We start from the raw sequence: 22,726 nt of genomic DNA on the forward strand, positions 1-22,726 counted from the left end.
TTTGCGCGGCCGTCAAGGGAAAATATGGCTGTATCTTTTCGGAAAATCCGAAAAAAGATTGGAATTCTATACAAAATTTTGCGCCCCGCTCGATGTAGGCAGGCGTTAGGAGGCTTTTTTCTCGGGCGCACTCTGCCGGCAGGAGCGGGAGCGGAAAGCCCGGCGCAGGGAGTCAGACATCTCATATGGCGGCATAAAGAAACAGACTCGCAAACTGCAAGTCTGTTTCATGGTGAACCCAAAGGGATTCGAATCCTCGACCTCTCGGATGCGAAAAGTCATCTGAACATTTTTCGCATGATTTCTAACTATTTATTGCGGTTTCCGCTCCGTTTCGCTTTCTTTCCGCCACTCTTTAGCACTTTGAACTCCATGTAGTACGCCGCTGTCTGTGGTGGCTCCTGTGGTCTAAAATGCTCCCAGCCCTTTGCCGGAAACAATTTCCCGGCTTGGACAGGGAGCGTTTTTCATGCCTCTGACTGTCTGCATTGTAACTCTGAGAGCGGGATTCAGCAAGTCTTTTCTACGCCGTCCATGCCACAGAAATTGGGGGGCTGTAAGCAAAATAAACCTACTGATCTGTCGACGCAGGCAGGATGCTGTGCAAAATCTGGAGGAACCGTGTGACCTCATCGGTCGGCTCTTTTGCGTAGAGGATTCCATAAGGCACTGTATAGTCCCAATCCACTGGAAGAGTGACCAGGGAGGGGTGGACCTCCGCCCAGGCGTCCAGGGTCAGCAGCAGGGTCCCATTCTGCTCGCAGGTGTTGAAGGTATCCACGTCGTAGTAGTAGTCCGCCTCCTGAATGATGATCTGCGGATGGGTAAGCTGGATCACATCCTGAAAGTGATCCAGTCGTTCCGTATCTATTAAAAAGCTTTCCGGATGCGCGTATGAATCCCCGCAGGGCCGTAAAAAGAGCCTCAGAACTGTTTCACGGAAACAGTTCTGAGGCGCTCTTCTTTTCAATGAACGACGTCTTCCGAAGTTTCCTCACTGGCACCCCTGCTGATCTGCACCTGCTGCCAGTTTGGATTGCCGGCCAGTTCGGGAGCTTCGCCCCAAAAGGCTTTTCCGGCCTCCTCGTCTCCCTGGAGCCAGTACATCAGCCAGGCGGTGACATAGCCGTCGCCGGCGTAGAGCATCTGGCCGTGGTCCGTGCCCGTCCGCAGGGCCATGACCCTGGGCCCGCCCAGCTTGCTGTACAGCTTCTCCATCCCCTCGGGGGTGATCACGTCATTGTTGGTCCCGGCCAGCACCAAGGTGGGAATTGTTGTCTTTGACGGGTCATAGGGAATTTTCAGTGCCTCCGCCCAGTCCTCCTGAGTGGGGGACAGGCTCACGGCGCAGGCGTACATCCCTCCATGGGGCTGCCCGCTGATGGCGTTGAACACCCCCACGCCCCCCTGGGAGTGGCCGGACAGCCCCAGATGGTCCGTGTCCACCTTCTGATAAAACACGCTGTCCGGGTCCTCGTTCTGCTCCAGCAGCCAGGCCAGGGTGGCGTCTGTGGAGTCGCCGGAGAAGGTACCGGGGTCCTCGTTGCCCAGGACGATGAAGCCCCAGGAGGCCAGATGTCGGAACAGGGCGGGATACTTGGAGGCATATACCCCCGTGCCGTTGACGAACACCACGGCGGGCCACTGGTCTCCGCTGTCCTCCAACTGGGCGGGATAGTAGGCCACAAACTCCTTCCAGTCCTCCGGTGCCTCGGCCTTGACCTGCTTGACCTCATAGGGCCCCATGGCCAGGTACTTGGCCTCCAGCGCCCCGCCGGTCTCCACCGTCTCCGTATAGTCGTTGGGCACAAAGGGCCGCCGGGACAACCAGAACAAGAAACCTGCGATGAGGAGGATCAGCACCAGAAGCACGATACCGGCGATTTTCAGAACAGTTAAAACCACTTTTTTCATTTCACTCCTCCATATACTTGTCCAGATATTCCACTACCTTGTCCATATACTGCGCGTACAGCTTGTTGTCGTTCTGCAGTCCGTGGCCGGAGTGGGGGAAGAGAATGTACTCATGGGGGACGCCGTACTCCTTCAGGGCGGCGGCCAGCCGCTTCGACGCGGGGAAGGCCTGCAGCTTGTCGTAAGCTCCATAGGCGCACACGGAGGGGACGCTGTTCCCGTCGATCCAGGCCAGGGCGGAAATGTCTTTCACCGCCTCATCGTAGTCTGGGGTCCCGATCATTTCCGGAGTAATGGAGTTCCCGGACATGACGCTGAACATGACGGCGGCCGCCTCGGGGTTCCGGTCAAAGCCAAAGCACGTCCAGTCCTCCGGGTAAAAGCAGGAGGGATCCACCGCGCCGAACACCAGCTTCACCGGGACGGGGGACGCCGCCGCGTCCCGGTAGGCGTACAGCATGGCCAGGGTGTGGCCGGCAGAGCCGCCGGAGGCAGCCATCCGGTCGATGGCATAGCCCCGCTTTTCCGCCTCAGCCAGGACATAGGGGATGCTGTCCCGGATCTCCACCGACTGGGTGTACACATTGGCGTCGGGGTGCTCCTCTGAGAACAAGGTATAGTTGATCCCCGCCGCCACGTACCCCTTGGAGCACAGCCACTGGAGCATCCCGGCGTCGTCGGATTTATCCCCAGAGGTAAAGCCCCCGGCATGGAGGTAGACCACCAGATCGTAGGTTCCCTTGGTGCTGTCTGCCGGCAGGTAGAGATCAAACTTGTTGGCGTCCCCCTCGCCGTAGGACGGGTCGGTGTACACGGTGCCTACCGAGTCATCCCACCGGACGGAATATTTGTCTCCCAGGGGAGGCCAGGTCATTTTGAGCACGGCAGAGGCCGCAAAGCTCACCAGAAACGCCCCCACATAGATCAGTCCCCACATAAGCCGTCCCTTCTTTCTCACTCTGGTCTTACTCACAGGAAGTTCCCTCCAAACAGAGTGCCGCCCAGCAGCAGGTTGAGCACCGCCCGGACAGCCAGCCGGCCCAGGACGGCTGCAGCGAGGATTACAATCAATAAAATCAGCAGACGCTTTTGCAATAATGTCATTTCCTTTTTCTCCCTTGACAGACCGGTGCATTCAAGTTATGATACATTTGTAACGGCGGAATGAATGTATCATCAAAATCAAAACTTGTCAACAGGAGCACGCAAAATGAAACAAACTGCGAAAACTGTATCACCGATGAGCAACGAGGGGCGGAACGCCTATGTGACGGAACACATCACCGCCGCCATGCTGTCCCTTTTGGAAGAAAAGCCGCTCTCGGAGATCTCTATCAGCGAGCTGTGTGACCGGGCCGGGGTGGGCCGGGTCTCGTTTTATCGAAACTTTCAGGAGAAGGATGATATTCTGAAGGAGCATATCCGTCAGCTGTTTCGGGAGTGGACCGGCACTTTGAAAGAAGATCCCCCATTGGACGAACTAATCCGGCGGATGTTCTCCCATTTTGAGGCGCACCGGGATTTTTACGCCCTGCTCCAAAAGCGCGGCCTCACCTGGCTCTTAAAAGATGTGATTTTGTCCGTATGTGGGTTCCATCCGGAACAGGAGGCCGTCAATGCCTACGCCTCCGCCTTTGCGGCGTACAGCCTGTACGGCTGGGTGGAGGTGTGGTTCCTGCGGGGAATGAAGGAGTCCGCGAAAGAAATGGCGGAGCTTTTTGCCGGGCACAGCAAAGAATAATGGATGGGAAGGCCCAAAGTGACAATAAACTGTCGCTTTGGGCTTTTTCACCTATGTTTTGTACTCGCCCCGATACGGAGTTAGATCTCCCTCTGAGTACCAATCCTGCTGAACTGCACTGAAGCGAATCAGATACTTCCCGTTTTGATCTGCAGCAATCACTGTCCCTACGCAGGGGAGAGTCCCCAGTTTGGCGTACACCAAGTCTCCAATTTTGTATTCGTTCATGTGGTACCTCCATACTCGAATAGATGTTTCAGCGCGACGGAATGGCTTGCACCGGGCGCCGCCTCTGTGCTATACTTTATCGGACGAAAGTTCATTATTCAATGGTCGATTATTTAGAAAAGAACATCATGAGACACTTCCGCAAAAGCGTCTAATTTGAGGAGGCCTTCCTATGGAGCAGAAAAGCGATCTGCGGGTCACAAAAACCAGACGGCTGATCAAGGCTACATTTCTGGAGCTGGTGCAGGCAAAGCCGGTCCAGAAAATTACCGTGACCGAGCTGGCAAAGCGGGCTGAGATCAGCAAGGGCACCTTTTATCTCCACTACCTGGACATTTACGACCTCTACAATCAGATGGTAGAGGAGACCGTGGCCAAGATCGCCGGCAGCTTCGATCCCTACCCGGACCTGTTTTCCGCGCCGGAGTCCTTTGTGCGGACTTTCCTGTTCTCCCAGGTCGAGCCGCTGGGGCTGTCCCTTTCCGCCGGAGAGCGGACCCTGCTGACTGAGAAGAACATGCAATCCTGCTCCAGATATCCTCAGTATTTCCTCGACGCCTTCAAGGAGCATATCTATCAGGTGGGAGTACTGGCCCGCTGTGAAGAAAACGGCATCAAGATCGACTTCCTGCTCACCGGCATGCTATCGATCGTCATCCAATACCGCCCTCTGACAGCCGGAGACCAGAAGAAAATGGACTTTATTGTCCAATTTCTGTCTTTGATCATCCGGGATACATTTCCGGAGTTCTACCGGTCATGAGCACCTGCGCGCTGCAATCGATTGAGGAACATACGGACGGTGACACCCCGATTTTCCGGGGACAACTTCGTATCCTTCTGTGAGAGAGGAGGAACGGACAGATCAAAATCTTTCATTTCAGGTAGCGGCGACCAAGCCAGACGCCGGTGCGGCGGATGAATGGATCCGCCAAAACTATTTCGATAACAGGAGGAAGCCATGAAACACCGATCTCTTACACTCGCCACAGCCATTTGCCTGCTCGCCTGTATGGCAGGCTGTGGGCAGCAACCCCAGATATCCGCACCTCAAAACGAACCTCCTACGGGAAACTTCCAGACCAGCACGGCGGATTCCGCCGCTATCCCCTCTGGAGAAACGCAGTCGATCCCACCGGCGGAAAACACCGGTCGGCCAGCGGGGAAAATCTCCGCAGAGGATGCGCTGGCCATTGTCTTGGACAATGCGGACGTGCCGGAGGGCGACGCCTACAACATCAAAAACGAGACCGACAGCGACAATGGCATCCCCATCTATGACATCGAGTTCGAGACCGACTACGGCGACTACGACTTTGAGGTGGCCATGGCCGACGGTCGCATCGTTGGTGCGGACTACGAGGTGGACGAGGAGTGGCTGGACGCTCTGGACGGCAGCCCTGTCACAGCGGAGGAGGCCACTTCCATCGTGGCCGGCAAGGTTTCCGGCGCCAGTGCGGCGGACGTATCTGTCTGGGAAGAGTCCGGCGACGGCCGGGGACGTTACGAAGGGGAGCTGTTCCTGGACGGCATGAAGTACGAGTTTGAACTGGACCCCCGGACGGGGCGGATCTTCGACTGGACCGCCGATCTGAGGGACTGACCGGCACAGAAAAGCAGCGGGGAGAAGGCACATCTGCCTACTCCCCGCTGCTTTATTTTGCTGATGTTTAGAATGGATCCTTGGGCGAGAGTCCCAGTTTGGCCTCCAGTTCCCGCGTTTTGGTCTCCATCTCGTACAGCGCCATGGAGGGCGTTTTTTCCTGCCTGGTCACCATCTTGACCAGGAGCTCGCTCAGGATGGACGCATTCGTCCGCTCCAGCAGCTCCATCGCCCGCTCCAACGTTTGCCCGGAGAATCCGACCTTTTCCAGCTTCCGGCGTTCCTTATCCAAACGCTTCATGGTCTTCACACCCCAATTCGCCTGGTTATTTGGTGAATTGGGACAGGGCCAGCAGCGCCTGGGCAGTCTGCACCCGAGTGGCTGCCTGGCCGGGGGCCAGCGTGTCCAAGGAGGTCGTGGTGAGCACGCCGGCCTCCACCGCCCAGGTCATGGCCTCCGCAGCGTAGCCGGCGATCTGGTCATAGTCGGCGAACTCCCGGACGGCCATGCCGCCCTGGGCGGTGTCATAGCCCTCATGCCGGGCGTAGCGGTAGAGCATGACCGCCAGCTGCTCCCGGGTGATGGGATCGTCCGGGCCGAACAGGCCGCCGCCGTAGCCGCCGGCGATCCCCTCGGAGGCGGCCCAGCGGACGGCCTCGCCATAGGAGGCCGCCGGGTCCACATCGGAGAAGTCCATCAGATAATTCACCACCGGGCGGCCCTCCAGCGCCCACAGGGCCGTGACCGCCTCGCCCCGGGTCAGCGTCCCATTGGGCTCAAAGCGGTCCGCGCTGACGCCGGCCATCAGGCCGTTCTCACAGACATAGCGCACCGCCTGGGCATCCCGGGCCTCCACATCGGTGAAGGGCAGGACGGACAGGGGCTCGCCGCCCACCTGATAGACAGCCACCGTGCCGGATACCTCACAGGCTGCCAGCAGCAGGGCCTCTCCGGTGGGGCTGACGGCATCACTCAGGAACAGCAGACCCTCGGGGGCCACATCGCCGCCGGTGACCCACTTGTCCAGCTCCCCGTCCTCATACTCCTCGGAGCCCTCCACTATGGAGGCGAAATCCCGGGTGTTAATGTAGTTCACGTACTGGGCGGAGGCAGGCTCGGTCACGTCATAGACCATGACGCCGCCGGTGCGCTCCAGGGCCACGAAGGCATAGGTGCGGCCGTCCACCGTACCAACCGTGACGCTCTCCGCCTCCGGTCCCTTCTTGCCAGAGCGGTCATCCACCACGGTGTTGTCGTTGGAGCAGTTGTAGTAGTCAGGCAGGTACTGGGCGGTGAGGGCCTCAAAGTCATCGCCGCTTGTGAATACCTCGGTGATGCCGTTCTCCCCCGCCTCATAGATGGTAAAGGTGCGGCCGCCGAAGAGGTAGTCCTTTCCGCTGTCCAGGCCATCAAAGTCCTCTGCCTTGAAGAACACCACCTTGCCCTCCAGACCGGAATTCTCCGCAGTAATAGCTCTGGTGGGGGAGGTAACCCCCTCCTCGCCGAAGTCCTGCTCGTCCTCGCTGAGGTAGAAGGTGCCCAGATCCTCGTCGCCCCACTCTCGGGCGTCGCCCTCGTTGGCGGTGACCAGATAGGTTTTGCCGTCCACCTGGAAGGCGGCGATGCCGTCGGGCATCCGGATGCCCATGAGGCTGCCGTAGGTCCTGGGCGCATAGGCGTCATCCTTCTTGTCGATATCAATGGGGGTGACGCTGTAGTCCTCAAAACCTGCGGAGTAGATCCCGTCAAAGGTACGGGAGGCCAGATCCAGCACGGCGATGGCATTGTTCTCCTGCAGGGTGACATAGGCCTTGCCGCCGGATACGGCGATATACTCCGGCTCCAGGTCGGTGGAGGGGTTCACGCCCTTCTTCAACACCACGCCGGAGGCCGCCAGCTCGTCCCGCCGGCCGTCAAAGGCGTCAAAGCCCACCACCTCGCTGGTGAGGGTTGACACATCTGCCACAGTAACCGAGCCCCTGGGATCAACGATTCCGTCGCCGTAGCCCTCCCGAGGCTCCCCCTCGTCGGCGGTGAGGACGGTGCTGCTGCCGGCAAAGGTCACCATATCCGGCTGCACACCGGTTTCCACCAGTCCCCTCAGGGTCAAGGAGCCGTCGGCATTGCAGGCGAACAGGGCTACCCGGCCGGCGTCATGATATCCCTCCGCCTGGAGGGCGGCGGCCAGGATGGTGTTGTCCGGAGAGATGGCCACGGAGGTCATGTCCCCATAGCGGAATGAGCTGTCCGCCGCCTCCACCAGGGCCTTCACGTCGATGTCCGTGCCGCTGAGCCGGGCGACGGAGATCCCGGCGGTGAGATCCCCCAGGGGGATTGCCGCCAGCAGGCCGCTCTGGCCGTTGATGGCGTAAGCATAGCCATTGCTCTGGCTGTAGGCCACGATCTCCATGACGCCGCCGTCCACGTTGTACTGGCCGGAGGCGTACCGGGCAATCAGGTTCAGATTCAGGGGGGAATTGCCGTTTTCATACCCAGCGGTCGAGTTGATGCCCGCTGCCGCCGCTGGCACCACAGTGCCCAGCTGAAGCGCCAGGGCGAGGGCCATGGCAATGGCTGCCGGCCGTCTTGCTTTTCTCATGCTGTTTCCTCCTGCGATTTTGTTTTGGAAAGGGAGCGGTACGTTCTCCCTATTTGATTTAGTATAATCCCACGACTGTAAAATCCGAAAGAGGGAATGTGTAAATTTCTTGTAGGCAGAGGAGGTCTGGAACGAAACCGGGTTCATAGCAAACGCGCTTCACATGGATTTGACGGTTTCTTTACTGAAATACCGTCGCACGCTGGGAAAGGCGTCTGCTATACTGAACACAGATGCGGTAGGCATCGGTTGGGAGCGGCAGTATGGAGTACGGTTTCAGACAGCCCGATCAAAATCGACAGAGTATGATCAGCGCCGGTTTGCGCCCTTACAGGGCGGACCGGCGCTGTTTTTGTGGATGCCGCGCCCAGTGGTCATAAGACAGCAAAGAAGAAAGGCAGGCGCAACGTATGCAGAAGACCTATGTGCTGGACGCCAATGTCCTCCTCCAGGCCCCCTACGCTCTGGAGTCCTTCGAGGACAACCACATCGTGCTGCCACTGGCGGTGCTGGAGGAGTTGGATGATCGGAAGGGGGCTGACGGTGAAGCGGGAAACAACGCCCGACATGTGCTCCGCTTCCTGGAGAGATTACGGCTCCAAGGAGACCTGGTAAAAGGCGTGACCCTGCCCAGTGGAGGCACCGTGCGCCTGGAGGTCAACCATGTGGACGCGGCCCTTCCCCAAGGGATAGAACCCGGCAGCCGGGCGGGAAGGGTGCTGAAGGTGTGTCGGGGCCTCATGGACGAGGGAGCGCCGGTGACGCTGGTGAGCCGGGACATGGTCGCTCGCATCCGGGCCCAGATGATGGAGGTGCCGGCGGAGGACTTCACCACCGACCGGCTGCCGGATGGAGCCCAGCCCTACACCGGCCGGGCGGAGGTCTACATCTCGGACAGCCTGCTCACAGCGTTCAAGAAAAAGGGAGCTCCGGCGGAAGAACTCTATACCGTGGACGGCGCGGGGGAGCGGAAGCCGGTTTCCTTGACCGAGAACCAGTTTGTCCTTCTGCACTCGGATACCGAGCCGAAAAAGACCATGCTGGGCCGTTTCCGGGAGGGGAAGGTCACCGCCCTGCGCTTTGGCGGCGTCCGCCCATTCGGCGTCAAGCCCCGGAGCGTGGGGCAGCAATTCCTGCAGGAGGCCCTGCTGCTGCCGGTGGCGGAGGCGCCCCTGGCCATCATCCAAGGGCCGGCGGGCACCGCCAAGACCTTTTACGCCCTGGCTGCAGGGCTGGAGCAGGTGCTGGAGGCGGAGGAACGGCCCTATCGGAAGATTCTGGTGTGCCGCCCCAATGCCCAGTTTGACGCGGACATCGGTTTTCTCCCGGGCAGTGAGCAGGAAAAGATCTCCCCCCTCATGCGGCCCATTGTGGACAACCTGGAGATCTTGCTGGACCTGGAGGGGAAGAAAAAGGAGCGGCGCAGCGAGGAGGAGCTGCGGGGGCGCATTGACTACCTCTTTGACACCGGCGTCATCGCTGCCGAGGCCATGAACTTCATGCGGGGCCGCTCCATCACCGATACCTGGCTCATCATCGACGAGGCCCAGAACCTCACCCCCCGGCAGGTCAAGGGCATCATCACCCGGGTGGGAAAGGGCACCAAGGTAGTGCTGCTGGGGGACCCGGCCCAGATCGACCACCCCCTGCTGGACACCCGGAGCAACGGATTGACCTATGCCAGCGCCCGCATGAAGGGCAGTCCCCTGTGCGTCCAGCTGACCATGCTCCCTGACGAGTGCGAGCGTTCCTCTTTGGCTCTGGACGCGGCGATGCGGATGTAAATGAGGGCAGAACTTACATAACACGGCAGATAAGAAAATTTATTTACATTTTACAGGACTTTGGGGGAAGAATTTACATCCCGGTGGTACACTGTGCCTGTGTGAGCGAGAAACACACCATCATAGGGAGGAAAATATGCTATGAGTATCGCACAGAAGCAGACTGCCACACAGTCGCAAAAGCTGATGATCTTTGTCCTGTCCATGTCCCTGTACGGGCTGGCCACCCTGTTCACCGAACTGATCCCCAAGTTCCAGGTGGGGGTCGTGGAGTTCTCCGTGGAGTACTTCCTGTTCATCCCCCTGACCCTGGCCATGCTGTTCGACCCCCTGTCCGCCGCCCTGGGCGCCGCCACCGGCGAGCTGGTGTTCAGCGAGATCATGCTGGGCCAGTTCGGCGGCCTGGGCGAGCTGGAGAAGTTCCTCACCGTCACCATCGGCGTGTACATTGCCGGCCGGCTGGTGAAGGATCCCAAGAACCGCGCCATGGTGGGCGTGGCCGCCATCACCGGAACCGCCGCCCAGCTGCTGATGGGCACCGTGGTGGACATTCTGAAGGTCCAGCTGGCGGTGGAGGACTTCGAGGCCGTGGCCGGCCTTCCCGAGAGCGTGTTCGCCACCGAGGGCTTTGCCTTCCTCAACGATCTGCTGTTCTCCGGGATTCTGTTCTGCCTGCTGCCCGCCCTGTATCTGGTGCCCAAGCTGTACGGCAAGATCGAGCCACTGCTGGGCATGGCCCCCCGCACCCCGGAGAGCGCCGTCAGCGGCATCAGCCCCAAGGCTCTGATCGTGTGCGCCGTCGGCTTTGCGTGCGCCATCGCGGCCGAGCTGGCCGCCACCGCCGGCATGTCCCTCATCGACTGGGAGGCCGAGTGGGCCGAGAGCGGCACCGCCCTGGCTGTGGGTATGGTAGCCGCCGCCGCGGTGGCCATCATCGCCCTGCTGGTCATCAAGAAGAACGCAGGGAAAAAGTCCGCGGTGAACTGAGATGAACGCGGTTGAGATCGGCGGCCTGACCTACACCTACCCAGGCGTCCCTCAGCCCACACTCCGGGACATCAGCCTCCAAATTCCCAAAGGGGACTTCCTGGCGGTCGTTGGCAACAACGGCTGCGGGAAGTCCACTTTGTGCAAGGCCCTCAACGGCCTGATCCCCCACTTCATCACGGGGACCATGGAAGGGAGCGTCCGGGTGTGCGGCCTGAACACGCTGGAGTACGACGTGGGCGTCCTGGCCCAAAAGGTGGGCTATGTGTATCAGGACTTTGAAAACCAGATCGTCCGGCCCACCGTGCTGGACGACGCCTCTTACTCCTGCCTGAACTACGCCTTTCCCGATTACCTGGAGCGGGGCAGAGCCGCGTTGAAGCAGTGCGGTCTGGAGGGCCGGGAGGAGGAGTACGTCTGGCAGCTCTCCGGCGGTCAGACCCACCTGCTGGCCCTGGCCGGCGCGGTATCCCTCCGGCCGGACATCCTGATCCTGGACGAGCCCATCGCCCAGCTGGACCCCATGCACGCCGACCGGATCTATGCGGTCCTCCGGGATTTGAACGAGAACCACGGCAAGACCATCCTCGTCATTGAGCACCACACCGAGTACATCGCCGACTTCTGCAAGCACGTGATGCTGATGAAGGACGGCCAGGTGCGCTGGATACTGCCCACGGAGAATGCCCTCCAGCGGGTGGAGGAGCTGGAGGAATGCAACATCTTCCCGCCCCAGGTGACCCAGGCGGCCTACGGCCTGCGGAAGGGCGGTATTCTCCCGGCGAATGTCCCTCTGCCCACCACGGTGGCGGACGGAGAGAAGGCTTTTGCCGGCCTGCGATACATCCCCCGGGAAAAGCCGGCGCCCGCCGCTCCCGGCGGTGAAAGCGCCGTGTCCGTTCAGAACGTGTCCCTCTCCTACCGCTCGGTGAAGGGGGAGCCCCACACCGTCTTTGACGGGCTGGATCTGGACATCCGCAAGGGGGAGAAGGTGGCCCTCATCGGCTCCAACGGGGCGGGCAAGTCCACCCTGATGAAGCTGATGGTGGGCCTGCTGAAGCCCAATGCCGGCACGGTGTCCCTGTTTGGGGAGGCCATCGGAGACAAAAAGGCTGAGGATCTGTCCCGGCAGATCTCCCTGGTCTACCAGAATCCGGAGGAGATGTTCATCAAGGACTCCATCCGGGCCGACATCGCCTATGCCATGGAGGTGCGGAAGGTCCCGGAGTGGGAGAAGCGCACCGCGGAGCTGCTGGAGCGGTTCCGGCTGACAGAGCTGGCGGACCGGGACGGCCGCCTCATGTCCGGCGGCCAGATGCGCCGGGCCAGTTTGGCCATCGGCATCGCCCTGAACCCGGGCATCCTGCTGCTGGATGAGCCCACCGCCAATCTGGACATCGCCACCCGGCGGGAGATCATGGCGGTGCTCTCGGATATGAAGGACATCATCCAGACCGCCATCATCGCCACCCACGACATGCAACTGGTGTGTCAGTGGGCGGAGCGGATCATTGTGCTGCGGGGCGGGCGTGTGGTGGCGGACGGGCCCCGGGACGAGATCTTTGCCCGGGCCGACCTGGTGGAGCAGGTAGGCATCCGCCCGCCGGAGATCTTCACCATGGGGCAGGCTTTAGACAGGCGAGCCCTGTGCTATACCATCGACGAGTTCCTATCGTCTTTTCAGGAGGCGTGACCGCTGTGGAAAAATTGACCGCAAAACTCTCGGAGAGCATCCTGGATAAGCTCTCCATGGACTTCCTGCGCAATCAGGTGCTGAAGAACGCCTATGGCAACGATGACACCGTGATCGCCGGCCTGGACCCCCGAATCCTGCTGGCCTGGTATCTGTTCTTCGGCCTTGTCCCCTGGTTTGTCAGCGACATCCCCTTTCTGCTGGGGTGCTTTCTGCTGGTGATGGCCACCACCCTTCTGGCTCGGGTGGCGGGGCTGGTGCTGTTCCTCTTTGCCTTGGGGGTCTTCTCCCAGACGGGGTATCTCTTCGTGGTGACCCTTCTCTTTGGCGGGGACGCCTCCGCCGTGGCGCCCCTGCTCATCCTCACCCTGAAGGTGGCCACCATCTCCCTGGCCTCGGTGACGGTATTCTCCGGGCTGGACCCGGACAAGCTGTCCAACGGCCTGATGTGGTACGGCTGCCCAGAGCGGCTGAGCTTCTCCATCTCCTACGCCTACCGGATGCTGCCCATGCTGATGGAGGAGTTCCAGAATGTGCTGCTCTCCTACCGCCTTCGGGGCAATCCCCCGGCTCACGAGACCTTCGGCGGCAAGGTGAGGTATCTGATTTATCAGGTGAAGATCATCATGCAGTCCTTCTACCCCCTGATGCTCAACACCGCCAAGCGCTCCCGCACCACGGTGGAGGCCCTGGAGCTGCGGGGCTACCGGTACGCGGCGGTGAACAAGTCCGTGAAAAAGATCAAGCTGGCCGCCCTGAAGGTCACTTATAACGATGGACTGTTCCTGGCCATCTCCTTCCTGGTGGTGGCGGTGGCCGTCCTGATCTCCACACTGCTGTAAGAAAGAAGGTCATTTCTTTTGCGCCTGGATTTTCACACCCACGGGAAGCTGGCCAAAAAGCTCCCATTTTCCACCGCCTACACCGACTGGCTCTTCGGCGAGGCCAGACAGGCCGGACTGGACGCCCTGTGCCTGACGGAGCACTTCAACACCCTCCAGTTTGCCGATGTGTACGGCTACATCGCCTCGGTGAGCCGAAGGATCGGGGACACCCTGGAGCTGGAGAACGGCCTGCGCGTCTTCCCCGGCATGGAGACGGATGTGGCGGAGGGCGGTCATATCCTGTCCATCGGGCCCCTGGAGGCCATTTTGGAGCTGAACCGGCGGCTGGAGCCCCACAAGGAGAAGAGGGACTTTCTGCCCTTCTCCCGGCTCATGGATTTGTTTGAGAAGTACCCAGTGGTGGTGGGCTGCGGCCACCCCTTCCGCGCCGGCGGCCATGTGCCCGAGTTGCCTCAGGAGCAGCTACGCCGCCTGCAATTTCTGGATCTGAACGGCAAGGACCTGGCTCTGGACCGGGAGCGCACCGAGCGGCTCACCTACGCCCTGGGGAGAGAGCTGGACATCCCCGTGGTGTCCGGCAGCGACACCCACCAGGCGGTGCAGTACGGCTGCGTCACCACGGTTTTTGAACGGGATGTGGATACTGTCCCCGCTCTCTACGGGGAGATGGTAGCCGGACGCTATGACATTGATATCTCCGACATTGCCGCCTTCCAGGTGCGCACCGCCTGCCTGCTGAAGCGGTCTCTGAAGGAGATCCACGCCTTGGGAGGCGACTATGTGGCTATTCTGACTCAGGAGGCCATTGCATGACCGTCCTGACGGATCCTCTGGCGGAGGGGGCTGTCCGGGCGGTATGGGAGGCGGGAAGGCTGCTGGCCGATCCCGCTGCCGTCAGAAGCATCCGGGCCAAGAGCGAGACGGATTATGTCACCAACGTAGATCTGGAGGTGCAGGAGTTTCTGCGGGAGCGCTTGGCGGCCCTGACGCCGGGCGTCCAGTTCATGGGAGAGGAGCAGGACAACAGTTGTTTGGACTGGAGCCGCCCCTGCTGGATTTTGGACCCGGTGGACGGCACCACCAACCTGATCCATCAATTCCGGCGCAGCGCGATTTCCCTGGCCTTGGCGGAGGGTGGACAAATTGTCTTTGGTATGGTATACAATCCTTATACGGAGGAGTGTTTCACCGCCCGCCGGGGCGGCGGAGCATTCCGAAATGGGGTTCCCATTCAGGTCAGCGCCGTCTCTCGGCTGGAGGATAGCCTTCTGTCCGCGGGCACCGTTCCCGGCCAGCGGGAGCTGGCGGATGCGGCCTTCCGGCAGATGCGGGCACTGTATGACCGGTGCCAGGATGTGCGACGGATGGGCTGTGCCAGCCTGGAGCTGTGCGATGTGGCCTGCGGACGTCTGGAGGGCTATGTGGAGCTGTCTCTCCAGCCGTGGGACTACGCCGCCGGAATGCTCATCTTAGCGGAGGCCGGGGGACAGGTTACCGCTCCGGGCGGAGCCCCTCTCTCTCTGGCGGAGGGCGGGCCTCTGTTGGCCTCCAATGGGCGGCTCCACAGCGCACTGCAAACAATTTTGAAAGAATGAGGGTTTTGTCATGGACCTGCGCCTTCCCGCCGCCGCTGGGGAGTTGACCCGGGCGGAGCAGAAGATCCTGGATTATATCAACACCAACACAGATACCTTCCTGTTTTCGTCCATTGGGCAGCTGGCGGAGCGGCTGGAGCTCTCCGACGCCACGGTCTCCCGCTTCGCCCGCCATGTGGGCTGCCGGGACTTCAAGGCGCTGAAATCTCTGGTGCTGGAGCAGTCTCCGGGCCCGGCGGTAAAGCTGGCGGCCACACTCAGTCAGGGAGCGCGTTTTTCCCCACAGGCCTGGCTGGAGCGGCAGCGGGCGTACCTGGAGACGACCATACAGCAGCTCTCCACCGGGGAATTTGACCGGGCGGTGGAGGCCCTCTGTTCCGCCCAGCGGGTATTCGTCCACGGGAAAAACGCCTCCGCCTCCCTGGCCCAGCTGCTCCACTTCCGCCTGCGGCGGCTGGGCTTACAGGTATCTCTCCTGCCCTCCGGCGGCTCTGAACTGCTGGAAGGGCTCTCGCAAGCGGCGGAGAACGATCTGGTGGTGCTGTTCAGCTTTTCCAAACTGTCCCGGGAGGGACGCATCCTCCTGGAGCACAGTCGGGCCGCCGGTTACCGGACGCTGGCCTTTGTGGGACGCACCTGCCTGCCCGCGGAGGAGCGGGCGGACGTCAGTCTGTTCGCCTACCGCGGCACCGAAAAGGAGTACCACTCCATGGCTGCCCCCGCCGCCCTGCTGGACGCCCTGGCCGTCGCTGCGGCGGAGCGGTTAGGAGCCGAAAGCGCGGAACGCCTTCAGTCGCTGCACCAGATGAAAAAAGACTACTTTCCGGATGGATGAACGCATCCCCCATGCGTGTGTACACATGGGGGATGCGTTCATTTTCCAGGATAACACACGGATTTTACACGCATTTTACTGCACCGCGGTAGTGGGCATCCACCGGATGTGATATGGTAAATTAGGTTTATTTTATATATTCCTCTATGTGCAGGTCCTTGCTGCCTGTGCACCGTATCAGGAAAGGAAGGGTCTACTGCTATGAAACGCGCAGTTTTATCCGCATGTATCCTGGCATTTGCATTGCTTTTGACAGCCTGTGGCCCGGCATCGTCTGACAGCACCGCCTCCGCCAGCGATCCCGCCAGTGGAGAGCAGGCTTTCCACTACGGCGGAGATGTGACGCTGCGCATCCTCTCCGGCTCGGAGAACCAGGAGCTGGAGGGCATCCTGGATGACTTCGCCCGGGAACGGGGCGTGAACATCGAGATGGAGTACCAGGGCTCCCTGGATATCATGCGCACCCTCCAGGGAGAGAGCATCGACTACGACGCGGTGTGGCCTGCCAGCAGCCTGTGGCTCACCGCCGGAGACACCCAGTACCGGGTAAAGCACGCCCAGTCCATTTCCATCACCCCGGTGGTATTCGGAATCCGCCAGGGGTTAGCCGAGGAGCTGGGTTTCGTGGGCACGGAGGTGTCGGTCAGCGACCTGCTCTCCGCCATCCAGTCTGGGAAGCTGAACTTCTGCATGACCTCCGCCACCCAGTCCAACTCCGGGTGCAGCGCCTACATCGGCTTTCTCTATGCCCTGCTGGGCAATCCAGATGTGATCACATCGGAGAGCCTCCAGACTCCCGGTCTCTCGGAACAGATCACCCAACTGCTCTCCGGCGTAGACCGGTCCTCCGGCAGCTCCGACTGGCTGAAGGACCTATTTCTCACCGGCGGCTATGACGCCATGGTGAACTATGAGTGCCTCATCATCAGTGCCAACCAGGAGCTGGAGGCACGAGGCGAGGAGACCCTGTATGCCGTCTACCCCTATGACGGCCTCTCTATCGCGGACTCCCCCCTGGGCTATGTGGACAACGGGGATACTGAGAAGGAGCATGCTTTTCTGGATCTGCAGGAATACCTGCTTTCCGACGAGGTTCAAAACGAGATCCAGCGCACAGGCCGCCGCACCGGGTACGAGGGGGTGTCGGCGGAGAACGCGGACGTATTCCGCGCCGACTGGGGCATCCAGCCCGACCGGGTGCTCTCTCCCATTCGGATGCCCTCCACCGACGTGTTGATGGAGGGCCTGAACCTGTACCAGACGGAATTCCGCAAGCCCTCCCTCACCGTATATTGTCTGGACTACTCCGGAAGTATGGAGGGAACAGGCCGGGAGCAGATGGTGGAGGCCATGAGCCAGATCCTCATTCAGGAGAACGCGGAGAAGAATCTGCTCCAGGCCTCGGCGCATGAGGTCAATATCCTCATCCCCTTCGAGGGCTACCCCCGGGACGTCTATGCTGCTGTTGGAAATGGCAGTGAGCTGGAAGCTCTCTATACACAGGTGGAGGCAGAAACGGCCACAGGCGGTACGGATATTTACTCCGCAGCCATGGAGGGCCTGCGGCAGCTGGGAAACTACGACCTGAGCCAGTACACCCCCGCCATCATCCTGCTGACGGACGGAGTGTCCGATGGCAGCATCGACGCTTTCCAAACCGCCTATGAGGCATTCGGAGCAGACGTACCGGTGTTCTCCATCATGTTCGGCTCCGCCGATCCCACCCAGCTGGAAGAACTGGCGGAACTGACCCACGCCCGGGTCTTCGACGGACGGGAGGATCTGATCGGGGCCTTCCGCAGTGTGAAGGGGTACAACTGAGATGAAGAAGGGACAGTTGCGGCAGCTGGTACTGTCGCTGGGCGGGGGGATCGCGGTCTTTCTGGTTCTGGCCCTGGCCCTCCGATGGAACTTCCTCTTCAGCGCCGTGCTGGGGGTGGGAATCTATCTGGGCCTGTGGTTCCTGCTGACCCCCAAGGCGGACCCCGTCACCCTCTATTTCGCCAAGCGACCGGACGGCGGCGAGATGCAGGCCCTGATGGAGGAGGCGGAGCGGGATCTGAGAGCCATCCGGTCGGCCGCCGGCCGCATCACAGACGTCCGGACCCATGAGGACGCCCTGGCCCTCACGGAGACGGGGGATCGCCTCTACCGGTATCTCCGGGAGCATCCGGAGAAGATCCCGTCGGCTAACCGCTTTCTCACCTACTATCTGGACACGGTGGGCCGGATCCTGGGGCAGTATGTGAAGTTCCAGGAGGCCGGGCTGGGGACTTCCGAGGTGCGGGAGTTCCAGCGGAAGGTGCGGGCCATCCTGCCCAAGCTGAAAACTGGATTCGAGGCACAGCTCAGTCAGCTGATGGCCTCGGAGCGGTTTGACGCGGAGGCGGATATGAAGGTCATGGAGGGCCTGCTGAACACGGAGGGATTCCAATGGGAAGCAAATCAAAATGGATCGGTCTGATCATCCTGCTGGCCGTCATCGGGGCGGCGGCGGTCTATCTGTTGCTGGGAGGCGGCCCCCAGCCGGAGCCCGCTGTCCTGCGGGGCTATGTGGGGGGCGAGAAGATCGGCCTGCTGGAGGACGAGGCGGTACAGGACATCCTGGATCGGAACTACGGGCTCACCCTGGACTATGCCAAGGCAGGTTCCCTGGACATGGTAACGGCGGATCACGAGGGCCGGAATTTCCTCTTTCCCTCCAGCCAGACCGCCCTGGAGTATTACCAGCAGCTCTACGGCGCGCCGGACAGGAGCCAGATCGTGTTCAACACCCCCATCGTCCTCTATACCCACCGGCCCATCCTGGAGGCGTTCCAGAAAGAGGGGCTGGTGACGGAGCGGGATGGGGTGTACTATATGGATATGGCCGGCCTGGTGGCGGAGATCGAGGCGGGCACCGCCTGGGCGGACCTGGGGCTCCCGGAGCTCTACGGCACCGTGGCTGTCAACACTACCGACCCCGTGCGCTCCAACTCCGGGAATATGTTCGCGGGGCTGCTGGCCAATGTGCTGTGCGGCGGGGTGGCGGATGAGGACAGCGTGGAGGCGGTGTTGCCCCGCTTGCAGGCCATCTTCGAGAAGTTGGGCTATATGGAGGCGTCCTCCTCCGACCTCTTCGACCAGTTCCTCAAGACCGGCATGGGGGCCAAGCCCATGATCGCCGGCTATGAAAACCAACTGCTGGAGTTCGCCGTGGAGAACCCGGAGGACTGGGAACAGCTGAAGGATGACATCGTGCTGATCTATCCCACACCCACCGTCTGGTCCTCCCATATCTACATCGCCCTGGACGAGGCGGGGGAGGCGGGCATCGACGCCCTGATGGACGAGGAGATCCAGCGCCTGGCCTGGGAAAACCACGGTTTCCGTACCGAGGTATCCGGGACGGGCGCCGACGAAGACCACTTCGGCGTCCCCCACCTGGCCGCGGAGATCACCCAGGTGGCCGCCATGCCCAGCTACGCCGCCATGGAGAAGATCATTGCCGCTCTGTCGTAGAGGCGGCCTGCATAGCGCTCCCAGCCATGGCGAATAAAAACCCCATCCTGTCCACTCAGAAGATATCTGAGCTGTACGGAATGGGGTTTTGCTGTTATTGATCTGTCCATCGTGCGAGTGTGCTGATGGGTATACCTCAAGATTTGCGGGGCTGTAAACAATGAGAGTGCCTACCTATCGCTATGTTCCAAAAGTGTCCCTCAAATCTCTTACAACGGGCTGTTCTCATACACAGAGGATGCAATCTTTCAGTTCCATGGCATTGAAAGCAAGCACCGTGCTTTTCTGATCCAGGGGCAGTTCATCCCCATCCACTGTGAAGACCGCCCCGCCGGCCTCCTCCAGGATGATCCGCGCAGCGTTGTGATCCCATGGAGAGGATCGCATGGTTACAAACAGATCTGCCCGGCCTGCGGCCACTTCACACAATTCCAAGGCCACGGAACCCAGACAGCGGACACCCCGAACCTTCCGGGAGAGCCGAATCATCCGCTCTTGGTACGGATGAGGCTCCAGAAAGGTATATTGCAGGCCCGGCGTTGTCAGCAGCAGTTCCGAAAGCTCCCGCCGGTCAGAGGTATGGATCTGCGTCTGATCCTGCCATGCGCCTCCTCCGCGCTTTGCCCAGTAGAGCGTCTCACGTTCCACATCCAGCACCAGGCCGAACAGCGGGGCACTTCCCTCCCAGCACCCCACGGAGATGGCGTAGTTCTGATGCTGATTGATGAAATTCGTGGTCCCGTCGATGGGATCAATATACCAAGTCATCGACCCGGTGCGATGCGCCTCCGGCGGATACTCCTCACCCACGATGGAGTCCTGGGGGAAGGCTGTCAGTATTTCATTTCGCAATAACTGCTCGATTTTCCGGTCCCAATGAGTAACCAGATCTTGGTGCCCCGTCTTCTGGCAGATCTCTGACTCTTCCAGACGGCACTGCCGCAGAAGATCTCCGGCATTTTGAACAACATCCACAGCAACATTGAATCTGTCCATCCTCCACCTTCTTTCCTCTGTCTGATTTATAAAACCACATTCCTTGTGGCTTGTCAAGAACGCTTCACCAGATCACCCGCATCTCCACGTTATGCAACTGAGGCATCGGGCTGTGGGTCTGGATGTAGCGGGCGGTGAGATCCGGCATTTCTGTGCCGCCGCGCCACAGCACGGGACATTCCCGCAGGATCTCATACCCACCGGTGCCGGTTGCCCGGTAGTTGCTGGTGCACAGACGGAAGGTCCCTCCCCCCAGCGGGGAGCCGTCCAGTTTTGCCAGGTGGATCACCCGACTGCCCACGGGCCGGCGCAGATCGAAGGTGTAGGAGAGCCCGGCGTAGAAGTCGTAGTTGTAGTGCTCCACTTTGGGCAGCAGGAACTCCTCTGCAATCTGGGGCTGGCCATCAACCAGGGTGAAGTAGGTGGCACACCGCTCCAGGGTCTGTCTCAGCACCTCCTCCGTTATCTCCAGCACCACCAGGGTGTTTGCAAAAAGGTAGGCCGCTGTCACCCCCCGCATAGTCACCGGAGAGGCCAGCCCCACTGGGTCGTTCCCCAGGCTGGTACAGGAGAAATCCGCACCGGTCTCCGCCAGCTGCACCTGGTTGAATAGGGCGGCCACCTGGCTGCTGTGAACGGCTGCCTCCAGCTTCCCCTCCGGTGGGATAGACTGGGACAACACACCGATGGGTTGGTCCAGCCAGTTCTGTACAGCATTTTCCAGAGGCAGCAGGCTCTGATAGGGCTCAGCATCATGGGTTGCGCCTACGGACATCAGTCTGGAGTGAATTTGGCTTCCAGTTCCGTCCCATTGTCCGATAATGTGGAGAAACTGTCCGGCATTTGCCGGAGGCTGAACTGCGTAGGTGCCGGACAGCATTACGTCCTCCACCGCCATGTGCTGGTGGCCGGTCAGGAGCACATCAAAGTCCAGCTCCCGGGCGATTTTACAGGCGAGGTTTTCCCCACTGTCCGAGAGCAGCCGCCCCGTCTCCAGGTCTTCCTCAAAACCTCCGTGGTAAATGCACACCCGTATATCACATTGATCTGCCAATGCGGCACAGGCCGCTTTGGCTGCGCGGAACGCATCGGTGATGCGCAGCTGTGTTAGATTTTGTGGCTGCTCCCAGATGTTTACGAAATCGGTGACCACTCCGGTAATTCCCACCCGCAGGCCATTTCCTAAAGTATGCACAGTCCAGGGCCGGATGCGCAGTTCTCCGCCCAAATCCTCCACATTGTTGCATAGGCAAACCCCGTTCATGGCTTTCAGGTAGTCCCGAAGGGCCTCATATCCGAAGTTAAAGTCGTGGTTGCCCAGAGTGAAGTAGTCCAAGCCCATGGCGTTGAAGGCGGCGGCTACCGGGTGGACCGGCCACTGATCCCGGTTTTCCAAATAGTATTGGGTCAGGGGAGTCCCCTGCAGGGAGTCCCCCCCGTCCAGCACCAGGGTGTTCCCGTCTTTTTCCACCTGGGCGGCCAGATTCAGCAGTCCGGAGTTTTCCGGGCAGTTAGAGGCATAGTTCACCGGGAAGATATGGCCGTGGGTGTCTGAAGTATAATAGATTTGAAATGTCTTTTCCATGATTACCCCCTGGCCAGCTTGACCCGGATCTTGGTGGAGATCCACTCCACAATCAGCACCAGCACGATGAGACCCGCCAGGATAGCGCCGGCCTCCTCCCAGCGGTAGGCGTTCATGGCGAAGATCAGGGGCGCGCCGATGCCGCCGGCTCCCACCAGACCCAGCACGGTGGCGTCCCGCAGATTGATGTCAAAACGGTAGATGGCGGTGGAGGCGAAATTGGGCATCAGTTGGGGCAGGATGCCGTAGCGGATCTTCTGCCAGGTGGTGCAGCCCGCCGCGTCCAGGGACTCCAGCACCCGCACATCCAGATCCTCGATGGCCTCGATATACATTTTGCTCACCATGCCAACCGAACACAATGACATGGTCAAAAGGCCCGCAAAGGCGCCGGGGCCGGTGACCCGGATGAACATGAGCCCGTAGACAAAGGCGGGCACGGTGCGGATGGCCATAATGATGATGCGCCCCACAAAGGCCACGGGCTTGGGCGTCAGATTGGAGGCTGAGAGAAACGCCAGGGGAATGGAGATAATCGCGCCCACGATGGTACCCAGGAACGCGATACAGATGGTCTCCAGCAACAGGTAGGGTACGCCCTGGGTGGTGAAGTTGAACAGCAGGTCCGTGTCCGGGTGGAAGATGCCCGCCAGGATGTTCCAGGCGATCTTGGCTCCGCTCTGAGTAGTGCCCGCCGTCTCCACGGCGGAACCACTCCAGATCAGCAGGGCCACGACCACCACAGCCACAACCAGTTCAAACACCCAGCGGCGGGGGCGCTGTTCATAGGCCGCTTCGATTCGTTTGTTCATGCCAGCC

The 22,726-nt window shown here is 60.5% G+C and carries 23 protein-coding genes; 13 read left to right on the forward strand and 10 right to left on the reverse strand.

Going from position 1 to position 22,726, the window contains the following annotated elements; genetic code table 11:
• Positions 1 to 571 precede the first annotated feature (571 nt).
• The 4 genes from B5E42_RS09775 to B5E42_RS19850 all read right to left on the reverse strand — a co-directional run bounded on the left by B5E42_RS09775 (position 572) and on the right by B5E42_RS19850 (position 3,018).
• Positions 572 to 838, reverse strand: coding sequence for a hypothetical protein (locus B5E42_RS09775; RefSeq protein ID WP_141242514.1), 267 nt, complete (start codon positions 836 to 838; stop codon positions 572 to 574).
• 128 nt (positions 839 to 966) lie between these two features.
• Entirely contained in the window at positions 967 to 1,914 is a 948-nt protein-coding gene (locus tag B5E42_RS09780) for a hypothetical protein (protein ID WP_087239141.1), read from the reverse strand.
• Position 1,915: 1 nt separating this feature from the next.
• On the reverse strand, positions 1,916 to 2,887 hold the full coding sequence (locus B5E42_RS09785; protein ID WP_242967088.1) for an alpha/beta hydrolase: 972 nt from the start codon (positions 2,885 to 2,887) through the stop codon (positions 1,916 to 1,918).
• Positions 2,884 to 3,018 carry a hypothetical protein gene (locus tag B5E42_RS19850; protein ID WP_255397008.1) on the reverse strand — a complete coding sequence of 45 codons (135 nt, stop codon included), beginning with the start codon at positions 3,016 to 3,018 and terminating at the stop codon, positions 2,884 to 2,886. The genes B5E42_RS09785 and B5E42_RS19850 overlap by 4 nt, the downstream gene beginning before the upstream one ends.
• 106 nt (positions 3,019 to 3,124) lie before the next feature.
• Between B5E42_RS19850 and B5E42_RS09790 the strand changes: the two genes are divergently transcribed.
• Entirely contained in the window at positions 3,125 to 3,655 is a 531-nt protein-coding gene (locus B5E42_RS09790) for a TetR/AcrR family transcriptional regulator (RefSeq protein WP_087239145.1), read from the forward strand.
• A gap of 51 nt (positions 3,656 to 3,706) precedes the next feature.
• On the opposite strand, the gene B5E42_RS19185 is transcribed toward B5E42_RS09790, so the two are convergent.
• A complete protein-coding gene (locus B5E42_RS19185) occupies positions 3,707 to 3,883 on the reverse strand; it encodes a hypothetical protein (protein ID WP_162613960.1) in 177 nt (58 codons plus the stop codon).
• Between the two features lie 172 nt (positions 3,884 to 4,055).
• Between B5E42_RS19185 and B5E42_RS09795 the strand changes: the two genes are divergently transcribed.
• A complete protein-coding gene (locus tag B5E42_RS09795; protein ID WP_087239147.1) occupies positions 4,056 to 4,646 on the forward strand; it encodes a TetR/AcrR family transcriptional regulator in 591 nt (196 codons plus the stop codon).
• 249 nt (positions 4,647 to 4,895) lie between these two features.
• On the forward strand, positions 4,896 to 5,486 hold the full coding sequence (locus B5E42_RS19190; RefSeq protein ID WP_255397019.1) for a PepSY domain-containing protein: 591 nt from the start codon (positions 4,896 to 4,898) through the stop codon (positions 5,484 to 5,486).
• A gap of 67 nt (positions 5,487 to 5,553) precedes the next feature.
• Here the strand turns inward: B5E42_RS19190 and B5E42_RS09805 are convergent, their stop codons facing one another.
• A complete protein-coding gene (locus tag B5E42_RS09805; protein ID WP_087239151.1) occupies positions 5,554 to 5,796 on the reverse strand; it encodes a hypothetical protein in 243 nt (80 codons plus the stop codon).
• 16 nt (positions 5,797 to 5,812) lie between these two features.
• Entirely contained in the window at positions 5,813 to 8,086 is a 2,274-nt protein-coding gene (locus tag B5E42_RS09810; RefSeq protein WP_162613962.1) for a choice-of-anchor I family protein, read from the reverse strand.
• 410 nt (positions 8,087 to 8,496) lie between these two features.
• Here B5E42_RS09810 and B5E42_RS09815 point away from each other — a divergent pair, with 410 nt between their 5' ends.
• The 10 genes from B5E42_RS09815 (at position 8,497) to B5E42_RS09860 (ending at position 19,326) form a co-directional block, all read left to right on the forward strand.
• Entirely contained in the window at positions 8,497 to 9,870 is a 1,374-nt protein-coding gene (locus B5E42_RS09815) for a PhoH family protein (RefSeq protein WP_087239155.1), read from the forward strand.
• 141 nt (positions 9,871 to 10,011) lie between these two features.
• Entirely contained in the window at positions 10,012 to 10,857 is an 846-nt protein-coding gene (locus tag B5E42_RS09820; RefSeq protein ID WP_087239157.1) for a cell division protein FtsQ, read from the forward strand.
• Position 10,858: 1 nt separating this feature from the next.
• Positions 10,859 to 12,550: an energy-coupling factor transporter ATPase gene (locus B5E42_RS09825; RefSeq protein ID WP_087239159.1), complete on the forward strand. Its 1,692-nt coding sequence runs from the start codon at positions 10,859 to 10,861 to the stop codon at positions 12,548 to 12,550.
• A gap of 5 nt (positions 12,551 to 12,555) precedes the next feature.
• A complete protein-coding gene (locus B5E42_RS09830; RefSeq protein ID WP_087239161.1) occupies positions 12,556 to 13,392 on the forward strand; it encodes an energy-coupling factor transporter transmembrane component T in 837 nt (278 codons plus the stop codon).
• Positions 13,393 to 13,410: 18 nt separating this feature from the next.
• A complete protein-coding gene (locus B5E42_RS09835) occupies positions 13,411 to 14,208 on the forward strand; it encodes a PHP-associated domain-containing protein (protein WP_087239163.1) in 798 nt (265 codons plus the stop codon).
• Positions 14,205 to 14,990, forward strand: a complete 786-nt coding sequence (locus tag B5E42_RS09840; protein WP_087239165.1) for an inositol monophosphatase family protein — start codon at positions 14,205 to 14,207, stop codon at positions 14,988 to 14,990. Before B5E42_RS09835 ends, B5E42_RS09840 begins: the two co-directional genes overlap by 4 nt.
• Positions 14,991 to 15,000: 10 nt before the next feature.
• Entirely contained in the window at positions 15,001 to 15,825 is an 825-nt protein-coding gene (locus B5E42_RS09845) for a MurR/RpiR family transcriptional regulator (RefSeq protein WP_087239167.1), read from the forward strand.
• Between the two features lie 201 nt (positions 15,826 to 16,026).
• On the forward strand, positions 16,027 to 17,646 hold the full coding sequence (locus tag B5E42_RS09850; protein WP_087239169.1) for a VWA domain-containing protein: 1,620 nt from the start codon (positions 16,027 to 16,029) through the stop codon (positions 17,644 to 17,646).
• 1 nt (position 17,647) lies between these two features.
• A complete protein-coding gene (locus B5E42_RS09855; protein ID WP_087239171.1) occupies positions 17,648 to 18,289 on the forward strand; it encodes a 5-bromo-4-chloroindolyl phosphate hydrolysis family protein in 642 nt (213 codons plus the stop codon).
• Positions 18,259 to 19,326: a hypothetical protein gene (locus tag B5E42_RS09860; RefSeq protein WP_087239173.1), complete on the forward strand. Its 1,068-nt coding sequence runs from the start codon at positions 18,259 to 18,261 to the stop codon at positions 19,324 to 19,326. Before B5E42_RS09855 ends, B5E42_RS09860 begins: the two co-directional genes overlap by 31 nt.
• A gap of 225 nt (positions 19,327 to 19,551) precedes the next feature.
• Here B5E42_RS09860 and B5E42_RS09865 read toward each other — a convergent pair whose 3' ends face one another.
• The 3 genes from B5E42_RS09865 to phnE form a co-directional block, all read right to left on the reverse strand.
• The gene (locus B5E42_RS09865) at positions 19,552 to 20,322 is read right to left on the reverse strand and encodes an inositol monophosphatase family protein (RefSeq protein WP_087239175.1); all 771 of its coding nucleotides are present in this window, start codon (positions 20,320 to 20,322) and stop codon (positions 19,552 to 19,554) included.
• A 64-nt stretch (positions 20,323 to 20,386) separates the two neighbouring features.
• Positions 20,387 to 21,907 carry a bifunctional UDP-sugar hydrolase/5'-nucleotidase gene (locus B5E42_RS09870; protein ID WP_087239177.1) on the reverse strand — a complete coding sequence of 507 codons (1,521 nt, stop codon included), beginning with the start codon at positions 21,905 to 21,907 and terminating at the stop codon, positions 20,387 to 20,389.
• Positions 21,908 to 21,909: 2 nt separating this feature from the next.
• Positions 21,910 to 22,719: a phosphonate ABC transporter, permease protein PhnE gene (phnE, locus tag B5E42_RS09875; RefSeq protein WP_087239179.1), complete on the reverse strand. Its 810-nt coding sequence runs from the start codon at positions 22,717 to 22,719 to the stop codon at positions 21,910 to 21,912.
• Between the last annotated feature and the right edge of the window lie 7 nt (positions 22,720 to 22,726).

This window comes from Flavonifractor sp. An10 (assembly GCF_002161215.1).
Lineage (GTDB): Bacteria > Bacillota > Clostridia > Oscillospirales > Oscillospiraceae > Flavonifractor > Flavonifractor avistercoris.